This is a genomic window from Pseudomonas sp. GW821-FHT02A08, from assembly GCF_059422045.1.
Genome location: NZ_JBWKWD010000001.1, coordinates 210,941 through 231,471 on the forward strand (window position 1 = coordinate 210,941; position 20,531 = coordinate 231,471).

A 20,531-nucleotide genomic window follows, 5' to 3' on the forward strand; every position below is an offset into this window, starting at 1 on the left:
CCTGTCTACTGTCAGAAATCGCAGGTTTTTGAACCTTTCAGACCAGCGGTTGAGCCTTGAAGCAACGCCAGAGACATCCGGTAATATCCCGGTTTTGCAATTGCCCGCGAATCAGTCCACCCTGCGCGCCGCCGATCGGTCGCGTGGCCTTTGCCCTCGCGGCCAATACCATTTTTCCCGCTGTTACGAGCCTGCTGTCATGACGTTAACGCGCGATCACCGGATCGACTTCTTTCGTGGCCTGGCACTGATCTTCATCTTTTGGGATCACGTGCCCCACAACCCATTGGGGCAAATCACCCTGCGCAACTTCGGTTTCAGCGATGCGGCCGAGGTCTTCGTGTTTCTGGCAGGTTTCGCGTCCGTCCTGGCGTACGGCAAAGTCCTGGCGCGCGAGGGCTTTCTGATCGCCTGCGTGAAAATCCTGCGCCGGGCGTGGGTGCTCTACGTGGTGCATATCTTCCTGCTGGCGATGCTGATGGGCATTGTGTTTTTCGCCAACAGCCACGTGGAAACACGGGATCTGGTGGAGGAAATGGGCATGCATCACTTCATCAGCAACCCGCAACAGGCCCTGATCGATGAACTGCTGTTGCGCTTCAAGCCGAACCTGATGGACCCGTTGCCGCTATACATCGTGCTGTTGGCTGGCTTGCCCCTGGTGCTGCCGCTGCTGGTGCGCAAGGCCTGGGTGGTGGTCGCGATGTCATTGGCGCTGTATCTGATGGTGCCGCTGGCCGGCTGGAACCTGGCGGCCATCAAGGACGGCGTGTGGTATTTCAACCCGGTCGCCTGGCAGTTGCTGTTCGTGCTCGGCGGTGCCGCTGCGATTCACAGCCAGCGCCCGCGCTTGCCCGAAACGCGTCCATTGATTCGCCAGCCGTTGTTTGTCGGTGCGGCGCTGTATGTCGTGGTCGCGGGTGTATTGACCGTGCTGTGGCGTTGGCCGGGCATACACGATGCCGTGGTGCCGGCGAGCCTGCAGAACTTCCTGTACCCCATCAGCAAGACCGACCTGTCCCCCGTGCGCCTGCTGCATTTCCTCGCGCTGGCCTACGTCACGGCGAAACTGATTCCCGACAGCGGATGGACGCAAAACTGGCTCGCACAGCAAAGTTGCCGCATGGGCCGTTTCTCGCTGGAGATTTTCTGTCTGGGCGTACTGCTGGCGCCTTTGGCGGACATGGTCAACGCGTTGGCCGACGATGCTGTTGCCATGCAGATTTTCACGGCGCTGGTGGGGGCCGGGTTGATGGCGTTGCTGGGAGCGTGGCTTGAGTTCAACAAGCGTTTGAATCGAGCACTGAAAACTGTGCCCGCACTGGACCGCCCTATGTAGGAGCGAGCTTGCTCGCGATGGTCGTTAACGATTACGCGTCTTTACTGGCTAAACGCGGCGATTTCGAGTCCATCGCGAGCAAGCTCGCTCCTACAGTTTCAGACATTACGACTTACGAAACCGAACGCACCGCCCCCTGCGACACATTGGTCGGTTGCAACTTGAACACATAGAACAACACCGTCAGCAGCACCAAAAACGCAGGCCCCACATACAGCGCCACGCGGGTGTCCGGGAAGTACGCCATCAGGCCGACCACCAGCACCAGGAACGCCAGCGCCAGATAAGAGCTGACCGGGAACAGCCACATACGATATTTCAGGCCGGCCGCTTCGCTTGCGCTCAGGCCTTTGCGGAATTTGAGCTGGGCCAACAGGATCATCACCCAGGTCCAGATCGCGCCGAAGGTGGCGATGGACGTCACCCAGACAAACACCTTTTCCGGCACCAGATAGTTGAGCAATACGCCCAGCAGCAACGCACCAATCGACAGCAGCAACGCACGCCGCGGCACACCATTACTCGACGTCTTGGCGAACCCGGCCGGGGCCTGGCCGTTCTGCGCCAGGCTGTAGAGCATGCGCCCGGTACTGAAGATGCCGCCGTTGCAGGACGACAACGCAGCGGTGATCACCACGAAGTTGATGATACCCGCCGCGGTCTTGATGCCCAGACGTTCGAAGGTCATCACGAACGGGCTGCCCTGGGTACCGATTTCGTTCCACGGGTAGATCGACAGGATCACGAACAACGCGCCGACGTAGAACAGCAGGATCCGCCAGAACACCGAGCCGATCGCATTGGGAATGGTTTTCTGCGGGTTCTTCGCTTCACCGGCGGTCAGGCCGATCATTTCCACGCCCAGGTAGGCAAACATCACCATCTGCAGCGACATCAGCACGCCAGTTACACCGTTGGGCATGAAGCCGCCGTGGCTCCACAGGTTGGAGATGCCCAGGGCCACGCCGTCGTTGCCGAAACCGAAGGCGATGATGCCGATGCCGCCTAACACCATGGCAACAATGGTGACGATCTTGATCAGGGCAAACCAGAACTCGAATTCACCGAAGGCCTTGACCGCGATCAGGTTGATCGAGCCCATGCTGATCAGCGCCGCGAGCGCCCAGATCCAGCGCGGCACATCGGGGAACCAGATGCCCATGTACACCGCAACGGCAGTGATTTCCGCGACGCAGGTCACCAGCCACAGGAACCAGTAGTTCCAGCCGGTCAGGAAGCCCGCCAGCGGGCCGAGGTAGTCTTGGGCGTAACGGCTGAACGAGCCGGCGACCGGGTTGTGCACGGCCATTTCGCCAAGGGCACGCATGATCACCAGGATCGCCAGACCGCCGATGATGTAGGACAGCATGATGGCGGGGCCGGCCATTTGGATGGCCTTGGCTGAACCGAGGAACAGACCGACGCCGATACAGGCACCGAGTGCCATCAGGCGAATATGCCGCTCGCCGAGTTCACGTTTAAGCGGACCGCCCTGAGCGGTCTCGCCGTTGGGCTGGTGATTGCCTACGGGCATAAGGGGCACCTCATCTTGTTGTTGGATATGGCCACCGAGCGTTGAAGTCACCGACCGATAGGCCGATGGCTTCGTGTAACCGGGCCTGCTTTGTAAGCAGAACCGTCCTGCAGGACAAAACCTGCAAGATCAGCGGGTCGTGCAGTATAAAAAGCTGACGACAGAGATATTCACTCTATAAACCACAAAATTCAGCCATAAATCCCGGCAAAAACCCGACTTGCGGAGGGGCATCACCTAGATTATGTAGGAATTTTCGCCATTTAAAGGGCGCGGAGTATTGCACAGCATTGGTGCGTCGTCATGCCCCTACGAAAGCCGTACTCACTTTCGAAATGGCTCTATTACAGCCATTACAGGCAACTTCAAGGTTCCCCCACCAAGCCAGCCGGGGCGAGGGAGATGTCGGATTGCCGAAGTGCCTGTTTGACTTGGAAACCGCCCCCTTGATCCGATCTACACCGCTACGTCAGACACACTGCCAATACCGGATTCTCGACCACAGCAGGCAAGCCCCCTCGCCACAAGTGCTTCAATCAGCCTGATTATCGGCGCGTCCGTGCATCATTTTGCCCTTCACATTTTCTTCCCCCCCGCCAACCACCGTCTAAGCTTCATTCAAGTCCGATCAATCTGCGTGAATGGATCAGTCGACTATGGGCGCTTTGTGGCAAACCGATTCGAGTAAAACCGTGGTTCCGAATGAATGTGAGGATGAAGCGCCTATACCTGAAAAACCCCGTCGTTCCAGGCACGGATGGGGAGCGTTCTGGCTATTGCTGTTGATCATCGCGGTTGTCGTGGGGCTTGCCGCCGCGAGGGAGATGCGCACCTCGAAGTTCCAGGCCCGGGAGGTCAGCAAATACGCCGCATCCTTGAGCTATGAGCTCAAACCCGGCCCCAGCGATGCGATTCGCTATCCGGGGGACGGTCCGTTCGATCGGCGCCTGGGCTACAGCTCGCTGGATGAATTCCTGCCGCGCCTGATCAAGCGCGATTTCGTCGTCGAGGCGCAAACCCGCTTTTCCCCGGCGCTGTTGAAGTACAGCGACAAGGGCCTGTTCGTGCCCTATGCCGAGAAAATCCAGGCTGGGCTGTCGATCACCGATTGTCGTGCTGCGCCGCTGTACCGGTACAACTATCCACAGCAGCTTTACTCGACCTTTGCCTCGATCCCGCCGGTGGTGGTCAACAGCCTGCTGTTCATCGAGAACCGCTTCCTGCTCGACCCCAGGCAACCACTGGCCAACCCGGCGGTGGACTGGCCACGGTTCGGCATGGCGGCGTGGTCCCAGCTGGCCAAGATGTTGCACGTGCCCGGCCAATCCGCCGGTGGCAGTACCCTGGCCACGCAACTGGAGAAGTACCGGCATTCCCCCGATGGCTTGACGGTCAATGGCGCGGAAAAGATTCGCCAGATGATTTCCGCCACCGTGCGCGCCTATCAGGCCGGGCCACAAACCCTCGAAGCCCGGCAGAACGTGGTTCGCGACTACCTCAACAGCGTGCCGCTGTCGGCCGTACCGGGTCACGGTGAAGTGCATGGCATGGCTGAAGGGTTGCGCGTCTGGTACGGCTCCGATTTCAATCAGGCCAACGAAGCGCTGTCCAGCACCGCGACGGATCCAAAGACCATGGCGGAAAAAGGCCTGGCCCTGCGTGAGATGCTGTCGTTGATGATTGCCCAGCGCCGCCCGTCGCATTACCTGACCAAGGGTCATGATGAACTGGCCGACCTCACCGACAGCCATATTCGCCTGCTGGCGCAAAACCATGTGATCGACGCCGAGTTCGCCGCCGCCGCCCTTGCCAGCAAAGTGACCTACCGCGACTGGGCCACCCAGCCGACCATCCAACCGATTGAAACCAACAAGGGCATCAGTGTGGCGCGCAGCCGTCTGGCCGGCATGCTCAATCGCCCGCTGTATGACCTCGACCGCCTTGATCTCTCCGCCACCAGCACCCTGCAAGGCGAGCTGCAAAGCGAGGCCACCGCGTACCTGAAAAAACTCGCCGACCCGGCCTATGCAGCGGAAATCGGCCTGATGGGCGAACGCTTGTTGACCCCCACCAGCACCACCCAGGTACGCTACAGCTTCACCTTGTTCGAACTGACACCGGACGGCTCGCGGGTTCGGGTACAGACCGACAGCACCGACCAGCCCTTCGACATCAACGAAGGCAGCAAACTGGAACTGGGCTCCACCGCGAAAATGCGCGTGCTGACCACCTACCTGCAAATCATCGCCGAGCTGCACGACAAATACGCCGGCATGACCGTTCCGGAACTGAAGAAGGTCGACGTACCGGATCAGGACCGCCTGAGCCGCTGGGCGGTCGATTACCTGATCGAGAACAAGGACCGCGACCTGAAAAAAATGCTCGGCGCCGCCCTGGACCGCAAATACTCCGCCAGCCCCGGCGAGGCGTTTTTCACCGGTGGTGGCCTGCACGTGTTCAACAACTTCCGCAAGGAAGACAACGCCCGGATACCGCCCCTGCGCGATGCCCTGCGCGAATCGATCAACCTGCCGTTCATTCGCCTGATGCGAGACCTGGTGCGCTACACCATTTACTCCGGCCCCAACAGCAGTGCCGAATTGCTCAAGGATGACCGCGACCCGCGGCGTCAGGAGTACCTGGCCGAATTCGCCGACCGCGAGGGCACTTCGTTCCTGCTCAAGTTCTGGAAGAAGTACAAGAACAAGGACACCCAGGACCGCCTCGACACCTTCCTCGACAGCATGCGCCCGACTCCGATCCGCATGGCCGCCGTGCACCGCTACCTGCTGCCGCAGGCCAGCCAGGAAAGCTTCAACGCCTTCGTGCGCTCGCACCTCAAGGGCGCCAAGCTCACGGAAAAACTCACCGACGAACGTCTTGTGCGACTCTACGAGGCCTACGGTCCAGGCTCCTACGACTTGCCGGACCAGGGTTTCATCGCCAAGGTTCACCCCCTGGACCTGTGGCTGATGGGCTATCTGCTCAATCACCCCGACGCCAAGTGGGGCGACATCGTCAAAGCCAGCCATTTCGAACGCCAGGAGGTCTACAGCTGGCTGTTCAAAAGCCGACACAAGGGCGCCCGCGACAGTCGTATCCGCACCATGCTGGAGATCGAAGCGTTCCTCGACATCCACCAGCGCTGGCAGAAAGTCGGCTATCCGTTCGACCATCTGGTGCCGTCGCTGGCCACCGCCATCGGCAGCTCCGGCGACCGTCCCGCAGCCCTGGCCGAATTGATCGGCACCATCCTCAACGATGGCGTGCGCATGCCGACCCTGCGCATCGACAGCCTGCATTTCGCCGCGAACACGCCCTATGAAACCCAACTGATCAATGACCCGGACGTCGGCAAACGGGTGATGCCATCCGAGGTCGCCACGGCCATGCGCGAAGCCCTCTCGCAAGTGGTGGACGCCGGTACGGCCAAACGCGTGGCCGGCAGTTTCAAACTGGCCGACGGCAGCCCGCTGGCGATGGGCGGCAAGACCGGCACCGGTGACAACCGCATCGAGGCCATCGGTTCGGGCGGGCGGATCCTGAGTTCCAAATCGCTCAACCGCACGGCCACGTTCGTGTTCTACATCGGCGATCACCATTTCGGCACACTGACGGCGTTCGTGCCGGGCCGCTCGGCGGAGAGCTTCACCTTCACCTCGGCGTTGCCGGTGCAGGTGCTCAAGGGCATGGCGCCGATCCTGACGCCGTATTTGCAACCGGGCACCCACACGCAATGCCTCAAAACCGAGACAACCGTCACACGCTAGATGCAAGCATGGCGGTACATAGTTGTTTTTCCGTCTTCAATTTCAAAAGGGTTGAGGCCCCGGCGAGGTTTTTCCCAACGTATTTTTGCGCTTTTTTTCGCCCTTTCCGCGTACCTATCCTGATCGCTCCACTCCTGATCAATGGACGATCAAGCAATGCCCAATTCACTGAGCACGATTCACCAGGCGAGCCCACCTGTCATCGCCCCTGCCGATAAAAGCATCCATTACGACCTGGTCGGCAAAGCCATACCCGAATGGTTGCGCAAGGCGTCAGTTGCTCGCGTCAGCGAGCTGAAAGATGTCGAGGTGACACTCCCCGACTGGTACAAAAAAGCTCCGTCATCGGCCCATCAAAAACTGAAAGATGCCATTGAGCTCAACTGGTCGGCGCAAAACGAAGTCGACCGGTTCCTGAGCAACTTGCAGGATGTCCATGCCTTTGCCAAACCTCTGCTGCAACAGGCATTGAAAGAACGCTACGGCATTGAAGACGACGTCGAACAAACCTGGTTGCGCCTGTATGCCCCGGTCAAATCGTCATGGTGGGTGCATGATTTTTCCGGTGGCACCACCAGCCGGACTGTCTCGCTGCTCGATGCTGCCCTGCACAATTTTTCCGAGGACGAGGTGTTTGGCGACGGCTCCGAATTCATCTCCCGCCCCGACGCCCGTGGGCACTTTGCGGTGAAATCGCTCAAGCGCAGTATCAGCATCGACCAGTTCAAGTCGTTGTGTCGTGAACTGGATATCGGCGCCCGATATCAACGACACTTGAACGACTTTTTGCTGCCGGCCAACACGGTCACCAAAGACGTTCTGCATCACGGTGTCAAGCTCAGCCAGAAGAGCGCACTCTACGTTGCCGCGCAAATGGCTTTGATGAAAAACGACATCGACCAGCAAGCCTATGACGTGGTCCAGTCGATACTCCGGGATCGGCCGGATCTGCGCTGGAACGGCCAGCCCGTCAGTTATCACAACCTCGTGATGATGGATGCACAACTGACCGGGATCATCCTGATCACCGCAGATGCTGCTGCCGCATCCGTACCGGTGCCCGTGATGGTGTATGTGCCTGGTGATCCGCTGCATCCACTCAAACAATACCCGTCGTCGCTCGAATTCATGGCTGAGCTGACTCGACAACTACGCGATGTCACCCCTGAGGCAACGTATCAACGCTTCTTCAGCCAGTTCGTGGGACATCAACAACGCGGCCATTTTTTTTCCGGATTGAATGAGCGCTTGAGCAAAGTGCAATGGCAACCGGCGCCCCCAGGTTCCAACTTGCCTTCCTGGCGTGAAACCCCTGTGGCAAACCCTGATCTGCAGTTCAGGCTGTTGAATGTCCGAGACGATCGCGGTACATCGTTCAACGGCAGTTTCTGGGACTATTTCTATCGACAGAAGCTGAACAAAATCCTCAACGACTCCCGAGAAATCGCGATTTCCACTGAATACGCCGACCGCATGGCGCGCTGGGCGTGGTGGGACAACCTGGAAAAAATGCTCTCGGACATCCTCAATGCCGCTCTGATGGTGGTGACGCCGTTTGTCCCGGGCCTTGGCGAATTGATGCTGGCGTATACCGCGTATCAGCTGACCGATGAAGTGGTCGAGGGCATCGTCGATCTGGCCGAAGGCCGCTTGGCCGAGGCCGGTGAGCAGATCCTCGGCGTGCTGGAAAATGTCGTCCAATTGGGTGTGTTTGCAGCGGCAGGGGCACTGGGTAATGTCGCCGGGGCAAAACTCTCGCCATTTTTCGAAGGGCTCAAACCGGTGCAATTGGCCGATGGCCGGGCGCGTTTGTGGAACCCGGACCTTGCACCCTATGAACAACCGGGGCCGGCGTCAGCAACCAATGCCAGGCCCGACGCGTCGGGCATCTACCAGGATCAAGGCCGCCGCTTCGTGCGCCTGGACGAACAGCACTTCGAAGTGACGCAGGATGCGGTCACCGGGCAGCACCGGATCAAGCATCCACAACGACCGAATGCCTATGCGCCGAGCCTGCGCCACAACGGTCACGGCGCCTGGGTCGGCGAAACGGAAAACCCGCGAGAGTGGGAAGGCTCGACATTGATGCGTCGTCTGGGTCACAGCACCGATGGCTTCAGCGATGAACAACTGGAGCAGATTCGTCAGATCAGCGGCACCGACGAATCCGTATTGCGCAGGATGCATGTCGAGAACACACCGCCGCCGCCTCTGCTGACCGATACCCTGCAACGCCTGGCTTCACCGGCCATTGCACCCGCGGCGTTATCCCCTGAGATCGCGCCGCTGTTCGGCGATTTCCCCGAGCTACCGGTCACCGTCGCGGAACAAATCCATGCCCGCGCCAGCGCGGCGGAACGTCAGCGGATAACGCAAGAAAGCCGCCTGCCCCTGCGCCTGAGGACCCAGGCGCGCGAGCTTCAGTTCGAAACGCAAACGGTGCGAGCGGCCCAGGGTTTGTACCCGAGCGCCTCAATCACTCCCGACACCGAGCGCCTGGTGCTAGGCACTTTGCGCTTTAACACCGATACTTTCGGCGACTTGCGTCTGGAAATCCGCCAGGGCACTTTCGATGGTGAGCTACGTTGCAGCGTCGGGCCCGATGACGCAACGCGGGTGCGGGTACTGATTCGCGACGATGCCGGGCAGTATCAGGTGCGTGATGGTGACGAACAGCTGATCCATGAAGCCGAGGACTTTTTCGAAGCCGTCCTGCAGGCCACGCAGGTGACTGGACAAAACAGCCTGGGTTACAAGCCGGGTGACGGTGAGTTTTTCAGGCAATGGGTCATGGCCAAATCGGCCCCGCCCAGCGAACGCCGGACCGTGCTCGCCACCCCGCCCGTTCGCTCTGTTGCCGAGCATGAAACGATGCTTTTGGTGCGTGGCGGCGCCCTGAGCAGGGGCGGTGTCACCCTGCACGAGCGTATTCAAGACCTGCACCCGCATTTCAGCGAAAACGAAGTCGATGCATTTGCCAACGCCCTGATTGAAAAAGGTCAACCGTTGCAGGTGATCGAACAACATGAAAACGATCTTGATGAACTGCGCGTGATTCTGAATCGCTGGGAGTACCAGCAGCCCGAAGGCTGGGGACCAGACAACGAAGGCTTTTTGAATGGCGGTGGCAAGCGCATTGCCGAGCGCCTGATCGACTGCTTCGAACGAAAAAACAGCGGGCTTGGCAACCGAACCGACCCGGACAGTTACGCCCTCGACCTGTCCTTGTGTGTCAACCTGGATACCTGGTGGTCACAACTCCCCGAACTGAGAACATTTCTGGACCGGATCACTGTGCTGAAACTCGACAATACACGCTTTTCGAGCCAGCCAAATGGCTTGCTGAAGGATTTCCCTCATCTACGCGAGCTCAGCGCCAGGGATTGCGAACTGACGAAACTGCCTGCGAGCATCGGTGCCATGCACAAGCTCGAACGCCTGCGCCTGAGTGAAAACGAGATCGTGCTCGATGCTCCCGCCGTTGAACGGATCAAGCACCTGACCGGCCTGGAAATCCTCAGGCTCGACGAGAACCCATTGGGCAGGCTGATAGACATCGGGCACATGCCACGCCTGAAAGTGCTGGGGTTGAAGGACACCGTGATCACTGCCTGGCCACTGGGCGTGTTCGCCAAGCCCAGGCCTCGCGGCTTTGTACTGGACCTGCGTGACAACCCTATCGACCAGATTCCCGAAGTGGTTGCCGGCTCGCCCCAAGCCTGGGTGGTTGCACGAACCCGGCTGGATGTCGGCAATCTTTCGCCACGGAACCAACTGCGCTATCAGGAATACCGGCGCTCATTGGCGCTGCCACCGGAACCTGTATGGCCTTCGAACACTCAGCAAGAGTTGGTGGTCAATTCGAATGCCTCCGTGGAGCACTGGAACGAGGTGCCAGGCTGGGGTGTCGAGCGGGCGAACATCTGGTCGGAACTGGCTGACGAACCCCAGGGCCAACGATTCCTGCAGGTATTGCTCGATACCCAGTACAGCGCCGACTTCCGTGCTGGCGGCGTGGCTAAGGAACAATTGCTGCAACGGGTGTGGCGCATGCTCGATGCCGTCTTCATCGACACCCCGTTACGCGAAAAGCTGTTCACCATGGCAATCGCACCGGTCGATTGCGCCGATGCCGGTGCTCAGCTGTTCAACAACATGGGTATCAATGTGCTGGCGTCCGAGGCCTATTCGTACTCCACCGATGCGTCAGAGCTGGAGAAAAAACTGGTCACCCTGGCCAAAGGCGCGGCGCGGCTGGAGCAAGTCAACGACATCGCCCGGGCAGATGTCCACAGCCGCGGCGGCAACCCTGACGAAGTCGAAGTCTACCTGGCTTACCAGACCGGCCTGGCAGATCGGTTGGACCTGCCGTGGCAGTCCCGTGGCATGTTGTTCAGGCCCGTGTCCGGCGTCACCGACGCCATGATCGATCAAGCCCATGACACGGTGCTGGCCAGGGGCGAAGGCGATGGTCTGGTCGACACGATGCTCAGGCAGGCCTTCTGGGAAGACTACCTGCGCAACACATGGCCAGTACGCATGGAGAGCAACACGCTGCGGTTTCAGAACAAGTTGGAGCAACTCGAAACACTTCGCGCCACTCAGCGGGAATGGATCGAATCAACTCTGGATGTCGAAAAAGCCGAATTGCGCGACCGTCTGCAGGTACTCATGAACGATCTGCCGGTGTCGGACACTGTGGTTTTCGCAGATGAACCAATCAGCGACGATACATTCGATCAGCTTCTGGACGACCTGGGGAAGGCGGAAAAGGAACTGTCGAGACAGTTGACCCGAGCTGCATTGCGCCAGGCCGGACAGTAAGGCCAGGCAGTGAACCTGACAGCCGTTCCTGCCGTCAGGTTCACTGCCCTTCAAACGTCGGAATCCCAAATGACCGTGACGTTTCCGACATAGCGGCTGGCTACACCGGGTTGCAGCATCTGCGCCATCTCGTGGGATGCAATCTCGAAGTGCAATACACCGGGACCTCGGTGCACATAGTGTCCGGTCTGGAAACGTTTCGCGTATGACGGCCCGGCCCGCAACAATTCGTGCCTGACCGGATTCCCGGCAATGCCGGTCATTCCCGAGGGCAGGCTGACATAAGTCTTCAATTTGACCGAACGATTGGAAACCGCATCCCTGATCGTGCAGTCGAAGCCGTCGATCACACAGTCCAGCTCGATCTTGAACCGCGACGACGCTGAAATGTGGAACGTCTGATCACGAAACAGCCGCACCGGTCTGCGCCCGGCCTGCAGCCAGCTTTGCCAGCCACCGTCGGGAACCAGCCGGACTTTTTCACCACCGGGCGGAATCTCGACTTTGAGCATGTGCTGAACATCGAGCACGAAATCCAGGGTCAGTTGATTGTCGTTCGGCAGCATGACATCCCCCATGTCGAAGTCCCCACCTTGGCCGACGCTATAACTCAGACTGCCGGTATAGAGGCCCGATGACATGCTCATAGGGTTGGGTGTGCGCAATTCGTAGGCAAAATCCAGATAGTTATAGGACATTCCCGGGATCGGAAAACTGGCAACTTTGACACAAGCGCCCTCGGTCGGCGTTTTCCAGAAAAAACTGTAGGTGTTGCTGGTATACAAGGCCATCCCGCTGTACTGGCATGGCGGTGCGGGAAAAACCCAGCCGGCGCCAACCCACAACAGATCATGCCCCTCTCGTATGGTCGGCGCCCCCGTCAGATTCATCGTGTTGTCGCTCAGTACGTGAGTGGAACCGAAGCCGGCAACACGTACCTCGACCTGCTCCGACTCTTTCGTGTCGACGTTGGTTACCGTCAAACTGCGCCATTGAGTCGGCAGCTTGAACATCGCACTGTTTCGCGCATCGGCATTGGGTTGCATGGCCTTGACCGACTCGAAACGAATGGGCAGGCGAATGCTGAAGATGTTGTTGTCCCGACACACGCCAGGGTAGTGCTCGCAATAGCCACTGACCGGGGTCGTGTTGGTAAACGTATTGCGCTGTGGATAGGCCGAATCAGGAATGAACAGCGCCCTGATTTCCTGGGTTACCGCCGCTGCCGAGGGCGTGACGAAAACCAACAGTGCCAACGAGCGGCCACCGCGTAGCCATCCCTGGAGCCAAGTCTTGAGATTCATGATCGTGCCCTATGAAGGTTTGTTCAGACGGGGGTGGACTCAGGGCGCTGCGGCGTTGAAAACCAGATGGACATTGCCGTAGTAGTTACCGGGTCTGTAACCGCCTGCGGGAACTCTCGGCTGGATGTCCAGCGCAAAGCGCCCACCGGCGCGCGCCTGTTCTTCGGTCACCACTTGCCGGGGTTGTGCCTCGTGGCTCAACTCTTGGCCGTTGAAACTGACACGCAAATAAATATTCTGCTCGTCCCGGCCATTGGATAAGTACGGCTCGCTCTCCAGACGGGCCTCGATTGCGCTGGTGTCGTGTTTGACGTCGAAGTTTTTGCGCAAGCCACCCAGCGTCGAGGTAACGGGATTCCACGGCAATTGCTGTTCGAGGTGTATCCAGTTCGTTTCAGCCGGGATCACGTAAAAGCCCAGTGCCGGAATATCCACGGACACTTCGAAGGTGTGTTCTTCCCGGGCGGCGAACGTCGATGCGCTGGTCAGCATCAGCATGCCAGCGCACCAGGTGTTGGAAATTTTCCTGTTCATGTCGGCTACCTGTCGGTCATTGCTGGCTGGCGATGCGCAGCGTTTTTTTCTCACTACCCTCGACCAGATTGAAGCGGTATTCGCGGCCGGGTTTCTTCTCGAACTCGAAGCTCTTGCCGGCGAGGACGTGATGCTTGGTGGTCGGCTCGCACTCGGTTTCGTTTTTCAACGAGCAGTTGCGAAACTCATCGATCACCACCACGGTGTTGCCGTTATTACGCAGACGGTAGCGTTCGGGTCCGTCCTCTATCGCGGTGTCGAAACGACTGTCGCTCGGGCGCACGAAGAACACCGTGCCGAAGCCGGTCATGACGTTGACGCCGGCCGAAAGGTTCTTCTTGTACTCCTCGCGTTCATCGCCGGAGACGGCGAACTCGTCTTCCTTTTCCGGCACCACGGGCACGAAACGCACCCGGAAATAACGTTCCCTGTCGCGATTGCCCATGAGCAGCAGGCGCGTGCCCTGCATGCCGTTGGCCGGCACGATCAACCGCGCCGGGCTGGCCATCAGGCCATCGCGGCCGCTTGCATCCGCCTGGGTCTTGACCGGCACTTCGCGTGAGGTGCCATCGGCCTCGTAGATGATTTCCAGGATGTTGACCTTGACGAAGGCAGTGGCATCGCCACTGTTGAACACTCGCTTGAGATAGGTGCTCTTGTCGCCATCCAGATAGTCATAGACCGTTCCGACATTGATCTGTGGACCGGCCTGAAGGCCAAAGGAAAACCCGCTCAGAATCAGTGTTGCCCACAAACGCTTCATACCTTGAACCTCATGACATTGAACACAACACAGGCATGCGCCATCGCTACGACGCCCATCAGACTTCCGAATCCCAGATCACCGTGACACTGCCTCTGTAGGTGGACGCCACGCCGGGTTGCAGCATGAATTCCATCTGTTGTTGAGGGACCTCGAAATGCAGGATGCCCGGCGCTCGATCCACATAAAAACCAGGCTTGAAATACTGGGCATTGGCGGGTCCGGGCCGTAATCGAAGCTGCTTGACCGGTTGGCCGGCCATATCGGTTAAACCATTGGGCAGGCTGACACTGACTCGTAGCTCGACCGACCGTTTCGAAACCCGGTCATCGAGCATGCAGTCGTAGGGAAATGCACTGATCTCGCACTCCAGCTGCATCTTGAAACGTGAAGAAGCCGAGATATTGAAGGTCTGGTCACGGAACAATCTCACCGGCCGCCGCCCGGCCTGCAGCCAGCTTTGCCAGCCACCGGCCGGGGTCAGCGTGACTCTTTCACCGCCAGGCGGGATATCCACTTTAAGGGTGTGTTGCACGTCCAGGACGAAATCCAGGTTCAGTACCGGATCGTTCGGGGTCATGACGTCACCGAAATCAAAATCGCCTCCCGGGCCGAGGCGGTAAGTCAGATTTCCGGTATAGATCCCGGACCCCATTCCCAAAGGGTTGGGTGTACGCAATTCATAGGCAAAGTCGAGGTAGCCATAGGACATGCCAGGGATCATGAAGTTGGCGACTTTCACGCAGGGGGTTGCATTGGGTGTTTTCCAGAAAAACGCATAGGTGTTGGAGCCGAAAAATCCGACGCCGGTGGATTGGCAAGGAGGCGTCGCATACAGCCAGCCCGACCCCTTCCATAATGCATCGTGCCCCTCGCGAGCATTCGGAGCGCCCGTCAAATTGGCTGCCGTGTCGCTCAAAACATAATTGGAGCCAACGCCGGCAATACGCACTTCGACCCTTTGATTGTCTCCCGTCTCCTTATTGGTGACCGTCAGTGAGCGCCAGTCTCCCGGCACCTTGAACATGGCACTGTTGCGTGGACCGGAATTGGCTTGCATCGGTTTGCTCGAAGTCAAACGCGTCATCAGCCTGATACTGAAGGTGTTGCTGTTGCGGCAGATGTCGGGATAGAACTCGCAGTAGCCACTGGATGGTGTCTTGTTGACGAATTCGTTGCGATGCGGGTTAGCCGAATCCGGCGTAAACAGCGCCCTGATTTCCTGGGTTGCAGCGCTTGCTGCAGGAACAGCCAACGTGGCCAGCAACCCCAACCACAGACCGGGGCACCACCGTCTCGGCAGGTCCATTTTTCTATTCATCATTGCAATCTCCGCAAAATCGGCCCGGGCCGTTTACCCAGCCTTGCGCTGGTTGTTGGTGGCATCGGCCAGGGTGTCCGGGCTGCACCGCAGATCCCCGATCATCAGCACGTTGTTCTCAAGGCGATGCTTATCGACATCGAGACGGAACTGACACAGCAAGCGGTCGGCATGCCGCACTTCGAGCGTCGGTGAGCCGGCGTTCATTTCCATGGAGAAGAAGCCGTCGACTTCACTCACGCCGCGACTGGCGTGGTTGATCACGTGATGGCCCTTGAGTGGCTGGCCCTGTGGATCGAGCAGTCGCCCGAGCACGGTCAGGGTTTTCATCACCCGGATCTGGCGGTATTCCACGCCGCCCTTGTTCAGGTGATAACGGGTGCGTGCCGGTGCGATGTTTGCTGCCGGAACGTGATTGCCTTCGAAGTCGAAACTCACCGAGCTGTTTCTGTAGGCCGTCAGCGGTATGAAATTGCGGCCCGGGCGCAACACCGAGCTGCCGCCGCTCAGGTCATCGGCGCGCAAGGCAATGCCGTCGATGTCGGACTCGACATCGACGATCATCCCGGCGCCGCGTCCTTGATGCTGGCTGGTCAACGCCATGTGCTGGGCACCCACCACCAGGGTGCTGTCGAGGTTCAGGCCGCCAGTGAAGTTGTTGTTGAAAGACGAGCGCTGGAGAAAACCGTCGCCGTTGACCGCATCGGTGCGAAAGTTAGCCAGGCTCGACAGGCCCATGCCGTAGGTGTCGCTCAGGGCGGTCACCGAGACACTCTGCAAGACGTGGTCTTGCCAGTCCTTGCGATAGCCGAGCGAGGCATTGGTGTCGCGGCTGCCATCGCGGGCGGTGCGCGAGCCGATACTGCCGGATACCTGTTGGCCCTTGCCGCCGAGCGCCACGTTGAGGCTCAGGTCGACCCCGCGATTGCGTGCATCGCCACTGCTGAAGCTGCCCGGGCGATCGAACAACGACAGCCGCCAGTTGGCGTCGCTGCCAAACAACTCGGTGCGCTGCGTCCAGCCCAGGTCTACGCCCACGCCTTCAACGTTGCCTTCGCTGTGGGAAACCCGCGCGTTGAGCGAGTTCTTGCGGCTGATCCGGTGGTTCAGCGCCAGGGATGAGTTGCTGGTCTCACCGATGAATACATTGCGTTGGCGCACGCGAGTGCCGTCGGGCAACGTGTCGAAAGTGTCGGTGGTATCGAGCCAGCTACGGTTGTGGCTGATTACCAGGCTGCCGGCGCCATAGTTGTACAGGCCCTGCAGATCCAGGCCGGTGCCATGGTCCTGGGTTTGATAAACGTTGGCATACAGGCTGGTGCTGTTGGCCAGAGACCAGTCGACGGAGCTGCCGAATTGCAACTTCTCACGCTCCTGACGCGCGGACAGTCCCAGCACCACCCGAGGGTGCAGCAAGTAGTTCGCAGAGGCGCCGAAGGTCGCATCGCCACTGGCCTGCTGATCCCAGTTGCTGAGCAGTTTGCTTTCCTGGCCGGCGAACAGGTTGTAGCGCCAACGCTCGTCGAGGTTGCGCCAGTTGCTGGGCTTGTACACCAGCTCCTGGGTGGTCGAGGTGATCTGGCCATCTTCGATCAGGCGCACTTCCACATCGTAAATGCCACCGGGCAATGGCCGGGTGTCCAGGGTCTGCAAACCGGCGGGCACCGACTGGGTGTTGATCAGCAAGCCATCACGAAAGATCTCCACCGAAGCCTGGCGGTTGGCGGTGACATAGATGGGATAAACACTGGGTTTCGGACTGTCGATTGCCAGGCTGTCGGAACTGCCATACATCACGCCCACGGCAGTGTCGGGGCTGGTCCCGAACGAGCGTGGCTGACGGGTAAGGCCTTCGGAATTGGGGGTGAAATAGCCCAGGCGGAAAAAACTGCCCTCCAGTTCACGCTGGGTGAAGAGTTCGTGTACCGCGTGGAATGTCTTGTTGTCCGGGCCACCAAGACGGGCCAGTTGCATGTTGAAGGTCTGGCTCCAGTTGCCCAGGCTGCCGCTGGCCTCGAGGCCGAAACGTCCGCCCAGGTCCTGATCCTGACCGCCGTTGAGATTGATTTGGTTACGCAACATCAGGCCGCTGCTGCCACCTTCAGGTTGATCGTAAAAACGCCTGGCTTCGCTGTCGCGCTCGGCATTTTCGGTGACGATCGACAGCAAAGAGTTTTCAAGGTTGTAGTGCACCGCCAGCATCTGCTCCGGGCACTGCCCCGAGCAGGCACCCAGTGCCACGCCGGGTTTGAGGATGTCGACCCAGGTCTGGCGCTCACTGGCGCCGAAACGGCTGTCGCCGGTATCGGTGAATTCGAGCAACGTCGTCTGGTCATCGCGGGACAACACAATCATCGCCTCGCCGAGTGGCTGTTGATCGAGCTCAACCCGAACCGCCAGCGGCACATCGAAAAAGTGCTCCTCGAAATCCGCCGGCAAGCCTTTGGCCTGAGCCAGCAAACTTCTGGGCGTATTATCAATTGAAGTGGGCGCCGCAAATGCACTGCTACATAACAGCAACGCAAGCGCTGCCGCGATGGGCGTCATCGGGAACATGAACGAGTACTCTAATTACGAAGAAGTTGAACCCGACCGACAAGTTGAAACTTGCCGGCCGGTCACGTTACTCAAGCAAGTAAGCGCTTACGACTCTTTCAACTTCAAAGAGCAACAGGAGTTACAGCGTCGAACATCATGGTGACGGCACCGGTGTAATCACCCGGCGCGAAAGTAGTGCCGACAGCCTTGATGTTGAGTGGGGCGCGGTAGTTGACGTTCGACTCGGTCTCGCCGACCACCATTTGCGGCGTCGTGGTCAGGACTACACTGTTGAGTGCCACTTGCAGGTCGATCGACGTGGCGCCGGAGATCAGCTTCGGCACGCTTTCAAGGCTGGCGTGTATCGAACCGTTGTTGTTGCGCATGTCGAAGAAACCGTTGACTTCACCCATGGTGCCGGTGGAAGGCCGGTAGCTCATGTCCTGGTCCTTGGTGACCAGATCCGGATCGACCGGCACTACATAAAAGCCGTTGGTCGGCACATGGGCAACCAGACTGATGGAGTGACGGGCTTCACCCGCGGCAAAAACGGCGGAAGAACTCAGAGCCAGTACAGCCAGTGGAGCAGCAATCGCGAATTTCTTGAACATCATTCAGTACCTGTCTTTATAAAATTTTCGGTTCATTGAAAGTTCCGACAAAACAAAAAAACCGTCACGAGCAGTTTTATGTTCTCCCGAACTTTCAACGCCGAAGAATGATCAAGCAATTCTTCTGGAAAGTAAGCAGGAAAGCTCCATTAAGTTCGTAGCCAAAGTGCCACAACCATAGAAAGAAAAATACTGAATTATAGAAAAACTCACTGTTCGACTGTAAGAGACGGACTACATGAAGCCAACGATCGACTAATAACAGCCGACAAAGACACAGCAACTTCTGTAGGAGAGATATTACATAATCAATAAATAAAGGCGCAAATCGAATATTTAGAGAGTTAACACTAATTTCAACTTTTTCACCTCCATTAAAAGCCATTCCGGGGACGGTGAAAGCGCCATTTTCAGTGGCGGTTTCGCTTGGCGTGGTGATCCGCCGTTGGTCGGGGGGCCTTGCGAAGGCCATAAGATATATCTTACGTTGTATCTAAACACGGCGAGAGAAAGCAAAAATGAGAGACCATCATTCCCCCCACCGCGAACACGGCGACGGCCGTGATGGCTTCGAGAAGCGCCCCGGCCGCGAACGCGGCGGACGCGGGCCACGGGTATTCGCCCCCGGCGACCTGAAATTGCTGCTGTTGGCGTTGATCGCCGAACAGCCGTGCCACGGCTATGACCTGATTCGCCAGATAGAAGGCATGTTCGACGGCGCCTACAGCCCCAGCCCCGGTGTGATTTATCCGACCCTGACATTCCTTGAAGAAAGCGAAATGATTGCGGGGGATGCCGAAGGCGGGAAAAAACGCTACAGCGTGACCGATGCCGGACGTCTGTTCCTGAAAGAGCAAGCCATTGCACTGGATGGCGTGCGGATGCGCATCGACGTCAGCAAACGTTCGCTACGCGGACATGATCGCCCGGCAGAAATCCATGAAGCCGTGCATAACCTGCGCCACGCCCTGCAAATGCACCATGGGCGCTGGAGCCCGGACGAAATCCTGCGGGTACGCGACCTGCTCAACAACACCGCCAAGGCCATCGTCGACGGCCCGGCCGTTCAGGAGAGAGCCGAATGACTGAAGTGATCGCCTCAACCATTCACCGTGTCATGCACGAGATCAAACGCCGTCGCCTGGAAGTGCTGCGGGTGGTCGACCTGACCCCGCGCATGCGCCGGATTACCCTGGGCGGGCCTGAGCTGGCTGACTTCGTCAGCCTGGGTACGGACGACCACGTCAAGTTGCTGTTCCCGCAGAACGCCGAGCAAGCGGCAACGCTGGAAACCCTGGTGCTGGGCGCCGGCAAGGCCAACGGTCCGTTGCCTGAAATGCGCGACTACACCCCGCGCCGCCATGACCCCGACACGCTGGAACTGGACATCGACTTTGTGCTGCACGGCGACGGCCCGGCCGCGACCTGGGCCGAACAGGCCCAACCCGGACAGTTCCTGCACATCGGCGGGCCAAGGGGCTCGATGATCGTGCCGGACATCTTCGACAGCTACTTGCTGATCGGCGACGAAACCGCCCTGCCCGCCATCGCCCGACGCCTGGAAGGGCTGGCGGCCAATCGGCGTGCCCTGGTGATCGTGGAAGTGGAAAACGGCAAGGAACAGCAAGTGCTGGAAAGCGCTGCCGAGGTCAACGTGATCTGGGTGCTGCGCGAAGGTGGCAAGGACCATTTGCTGAGCACTGTGCGTCAGATCCAGGTGCCGGCCGGCAGCCTGTACGCGTGGGTCGCGACCGAGAGCAAGGTGTCGCGGCAGATTCGTCGGGTGTTGCTCGATGAGCACGGGCTGAATGAGCAGTTCGTCAAGGCTGTGGGTTACTGGCGGCTGGATGACAGCGAAGAGGATTGAGCCTTGAAGGATCGCAGCCTGCGGCAGCTCCAGGTACTGACGCCGAAGTCGTTCCAGTCATCCGCGATCCGTAGCAGCTGGCGTAGCCTGCGTCCGGCTGCGCAGCAGTCGTGAAGTCAGACGATG

General features: G+C 59.0%; 12 protein-coding genes. 5 read left to right on the forward strand and 7 right to left on the reverse strand.

Features of this window, described 5'->3' with window-relative positions; genetic code table 11:
- Positions 1-199 precede the first annotated feature (199 nt).
- Positions 200-1,339, forward strand: a complete 1,140-nt coding sequence (locus tag AC07W4_RS00965; RefSeq protein WP_495031185.1) for an OpgC family protein — start codon at positions 200-202, stop codon at positions 1,337-1,339.
- Between the two features lie 112 nt (positions 1,340-1,451).
- Here AC07W4_RS00965 and AC07W4_RS00970 read toward each other — a convergent pair whose 3' ends face one another.
- Positions 1,452-2,873, reverse strand: coding sequence for an amino acid permease (locus AC07W4_RS00970; RefSeq protein ID WP_495031186.1), 1,422 nt, complete (start codon positions 2,871-2,873; stop codon positions 1,452-1,454).
- Positions 2,874-3,529: 656 nt separating this feature from the next.
- Between AC07W4_RS00970 and AC07W4_RS00975 the strand changes: the two genes are divergently transcribed.
- The gene (locus AC07W4_RS00975; RefSeq protein WP_495031187.1) at positions 3,530-6,643 is read left to right on the forward strand and encodes a transglycosylase domain-containing protein; all 3,114 of its coding nucleotides are present in this window, start codon (positions 3,530-3,532) and stop codon (positions 6,641-6,643) included.
- A 156-nt stretch (positions 6,644-6,799) separates the two neighbouring features.
- The gene (locus tag AC07W4_RS00980; RefSeq protein WP_495031188.1) at positions 6,800-11,467 is read left to right on the forward strand and encodes an NEL-type E3 ubiquitin ligase domain-containing protein; all 4,668 of its coding nucleotides are present in this window, start codon (positions 6,800-6,802) and stop codon (positions 11,465-11,467) included.
- Positions 11,468-11,517: 50 nt separating this feature from the next.
- Here the strand turns inward: AC07W4_RS00980 and AC07W4_RS00985 are convergent, their stop codons facing one another.
- From AC07W4_RS00985 to AC07W4_RS01010, 6 genes are all read right to left on the reverse strand, one after another.
- On the reverse strand, positions 11,518-12,771 hold the full coding sequence (locus tag AC07W4_RS00985) for a hypothetical protein (RefSeq protein WP_495031189.1): 1,254 nt from the start codon (positions 12,769-12,771) through the stop codon (positions 11,518-11,520).
- Positions 12,772-12,810: 39 nt separating this feature from the next.
- Positions 12,811-13,305 (reverse strand): CS1 type fimbrial major subunit, encoded by a 495-nt coding sequence (locus AC07W4_RS00990; protein ID WP_495031190.1) that lies wholly within the window; start codon positions 13,303-13,305, stop codon positions 12,811-12,813.
- A gap of 16 nt (positions 13,306-13,321) precedes the next feature.
- Complete coding sequence (locus tag AC07W4_RS00995; protein WP_495031191.1) at positions 13,322-14,068, reverse strand: molecular chaperone; 747 nt, start codon at positions 14,066-14,068, stop codon at positions 13,322-13,324.
- 58 nt (positions 14,069-14,126) lie between these two features.
- Positions 14,127-15,392 (reverse strand): hypothetical protein, encoded by a 1,266-nt coding sequence (locus AC07W4_RS01000; RefSeq protein WP_495031192.1) that lies wholly within the window; start codon positions 15,390-15,392, stop codon positions 14,127-14,129.
- A 30-nt stretch (positions 15,393-15,422) separates the two neighbouring features.
- Positions 15,423-17,945, reverse strand: a complete 2,523-nt coding sequence (locus tag AC07W4_RS01005; RefSeq protein ID WP_495031193.1) for a CS1-pili formation C-terminal domain-containing protein — start codon at positions 17,943-17,945, stop codon at positions 15,423-15,425.
- Between the two features lie 104 nt (positions 17,946-18,049).
- On the reverse strand, positions 18,050-18,541 hold the full coding sequence (locus AC07W4_RS01010) for a CS1 type fimbrial major subunit (RefSeq protein ID WP_495031194.1): 492 nt from the start codon (positions 18,539-18,541) through the stop codon (positions 18,050-18,052).
- Positions 18,542-19,056: 515 nt separating this feature from the next.
- On the opposite strand from AC07W4_RS01010, the gene AC07W4_RS01015 reads away from it, so the two are divergent.
- Together AC07W4_RS01015 and AC07W4_RS01020 are read left to right on the forward strand one after the other, a co-directional pair.
- A complete protein-coding gene (locus tag AC07W4_RS01015; RefSeq protein ID WP_495031195.1) occupies positions 19,057-19,623 on the forward strand; it encodes a PadR family transcriptional regulator in 567 nt (188 codons plus the stop codon).
- The gene (locus AC07W4_RS01020) at positions 19,620-20,405 is read left to right on the forward strand and encodes a siderophore-interacting protein (RefSeq protein ID WP_495031196.1); all 786 of its coding nucleotides are present in this window, start codon (positions 19,620-19,622) and stop codon (positions 20,403-20,405) included. Before AC07W4_RS01015 ends, AC07W4_RS01020 begins: the two co-directional genes overlap by 4 nt.
- Positions 20,406-20,531: the final 126 nt, after the last annotated feature.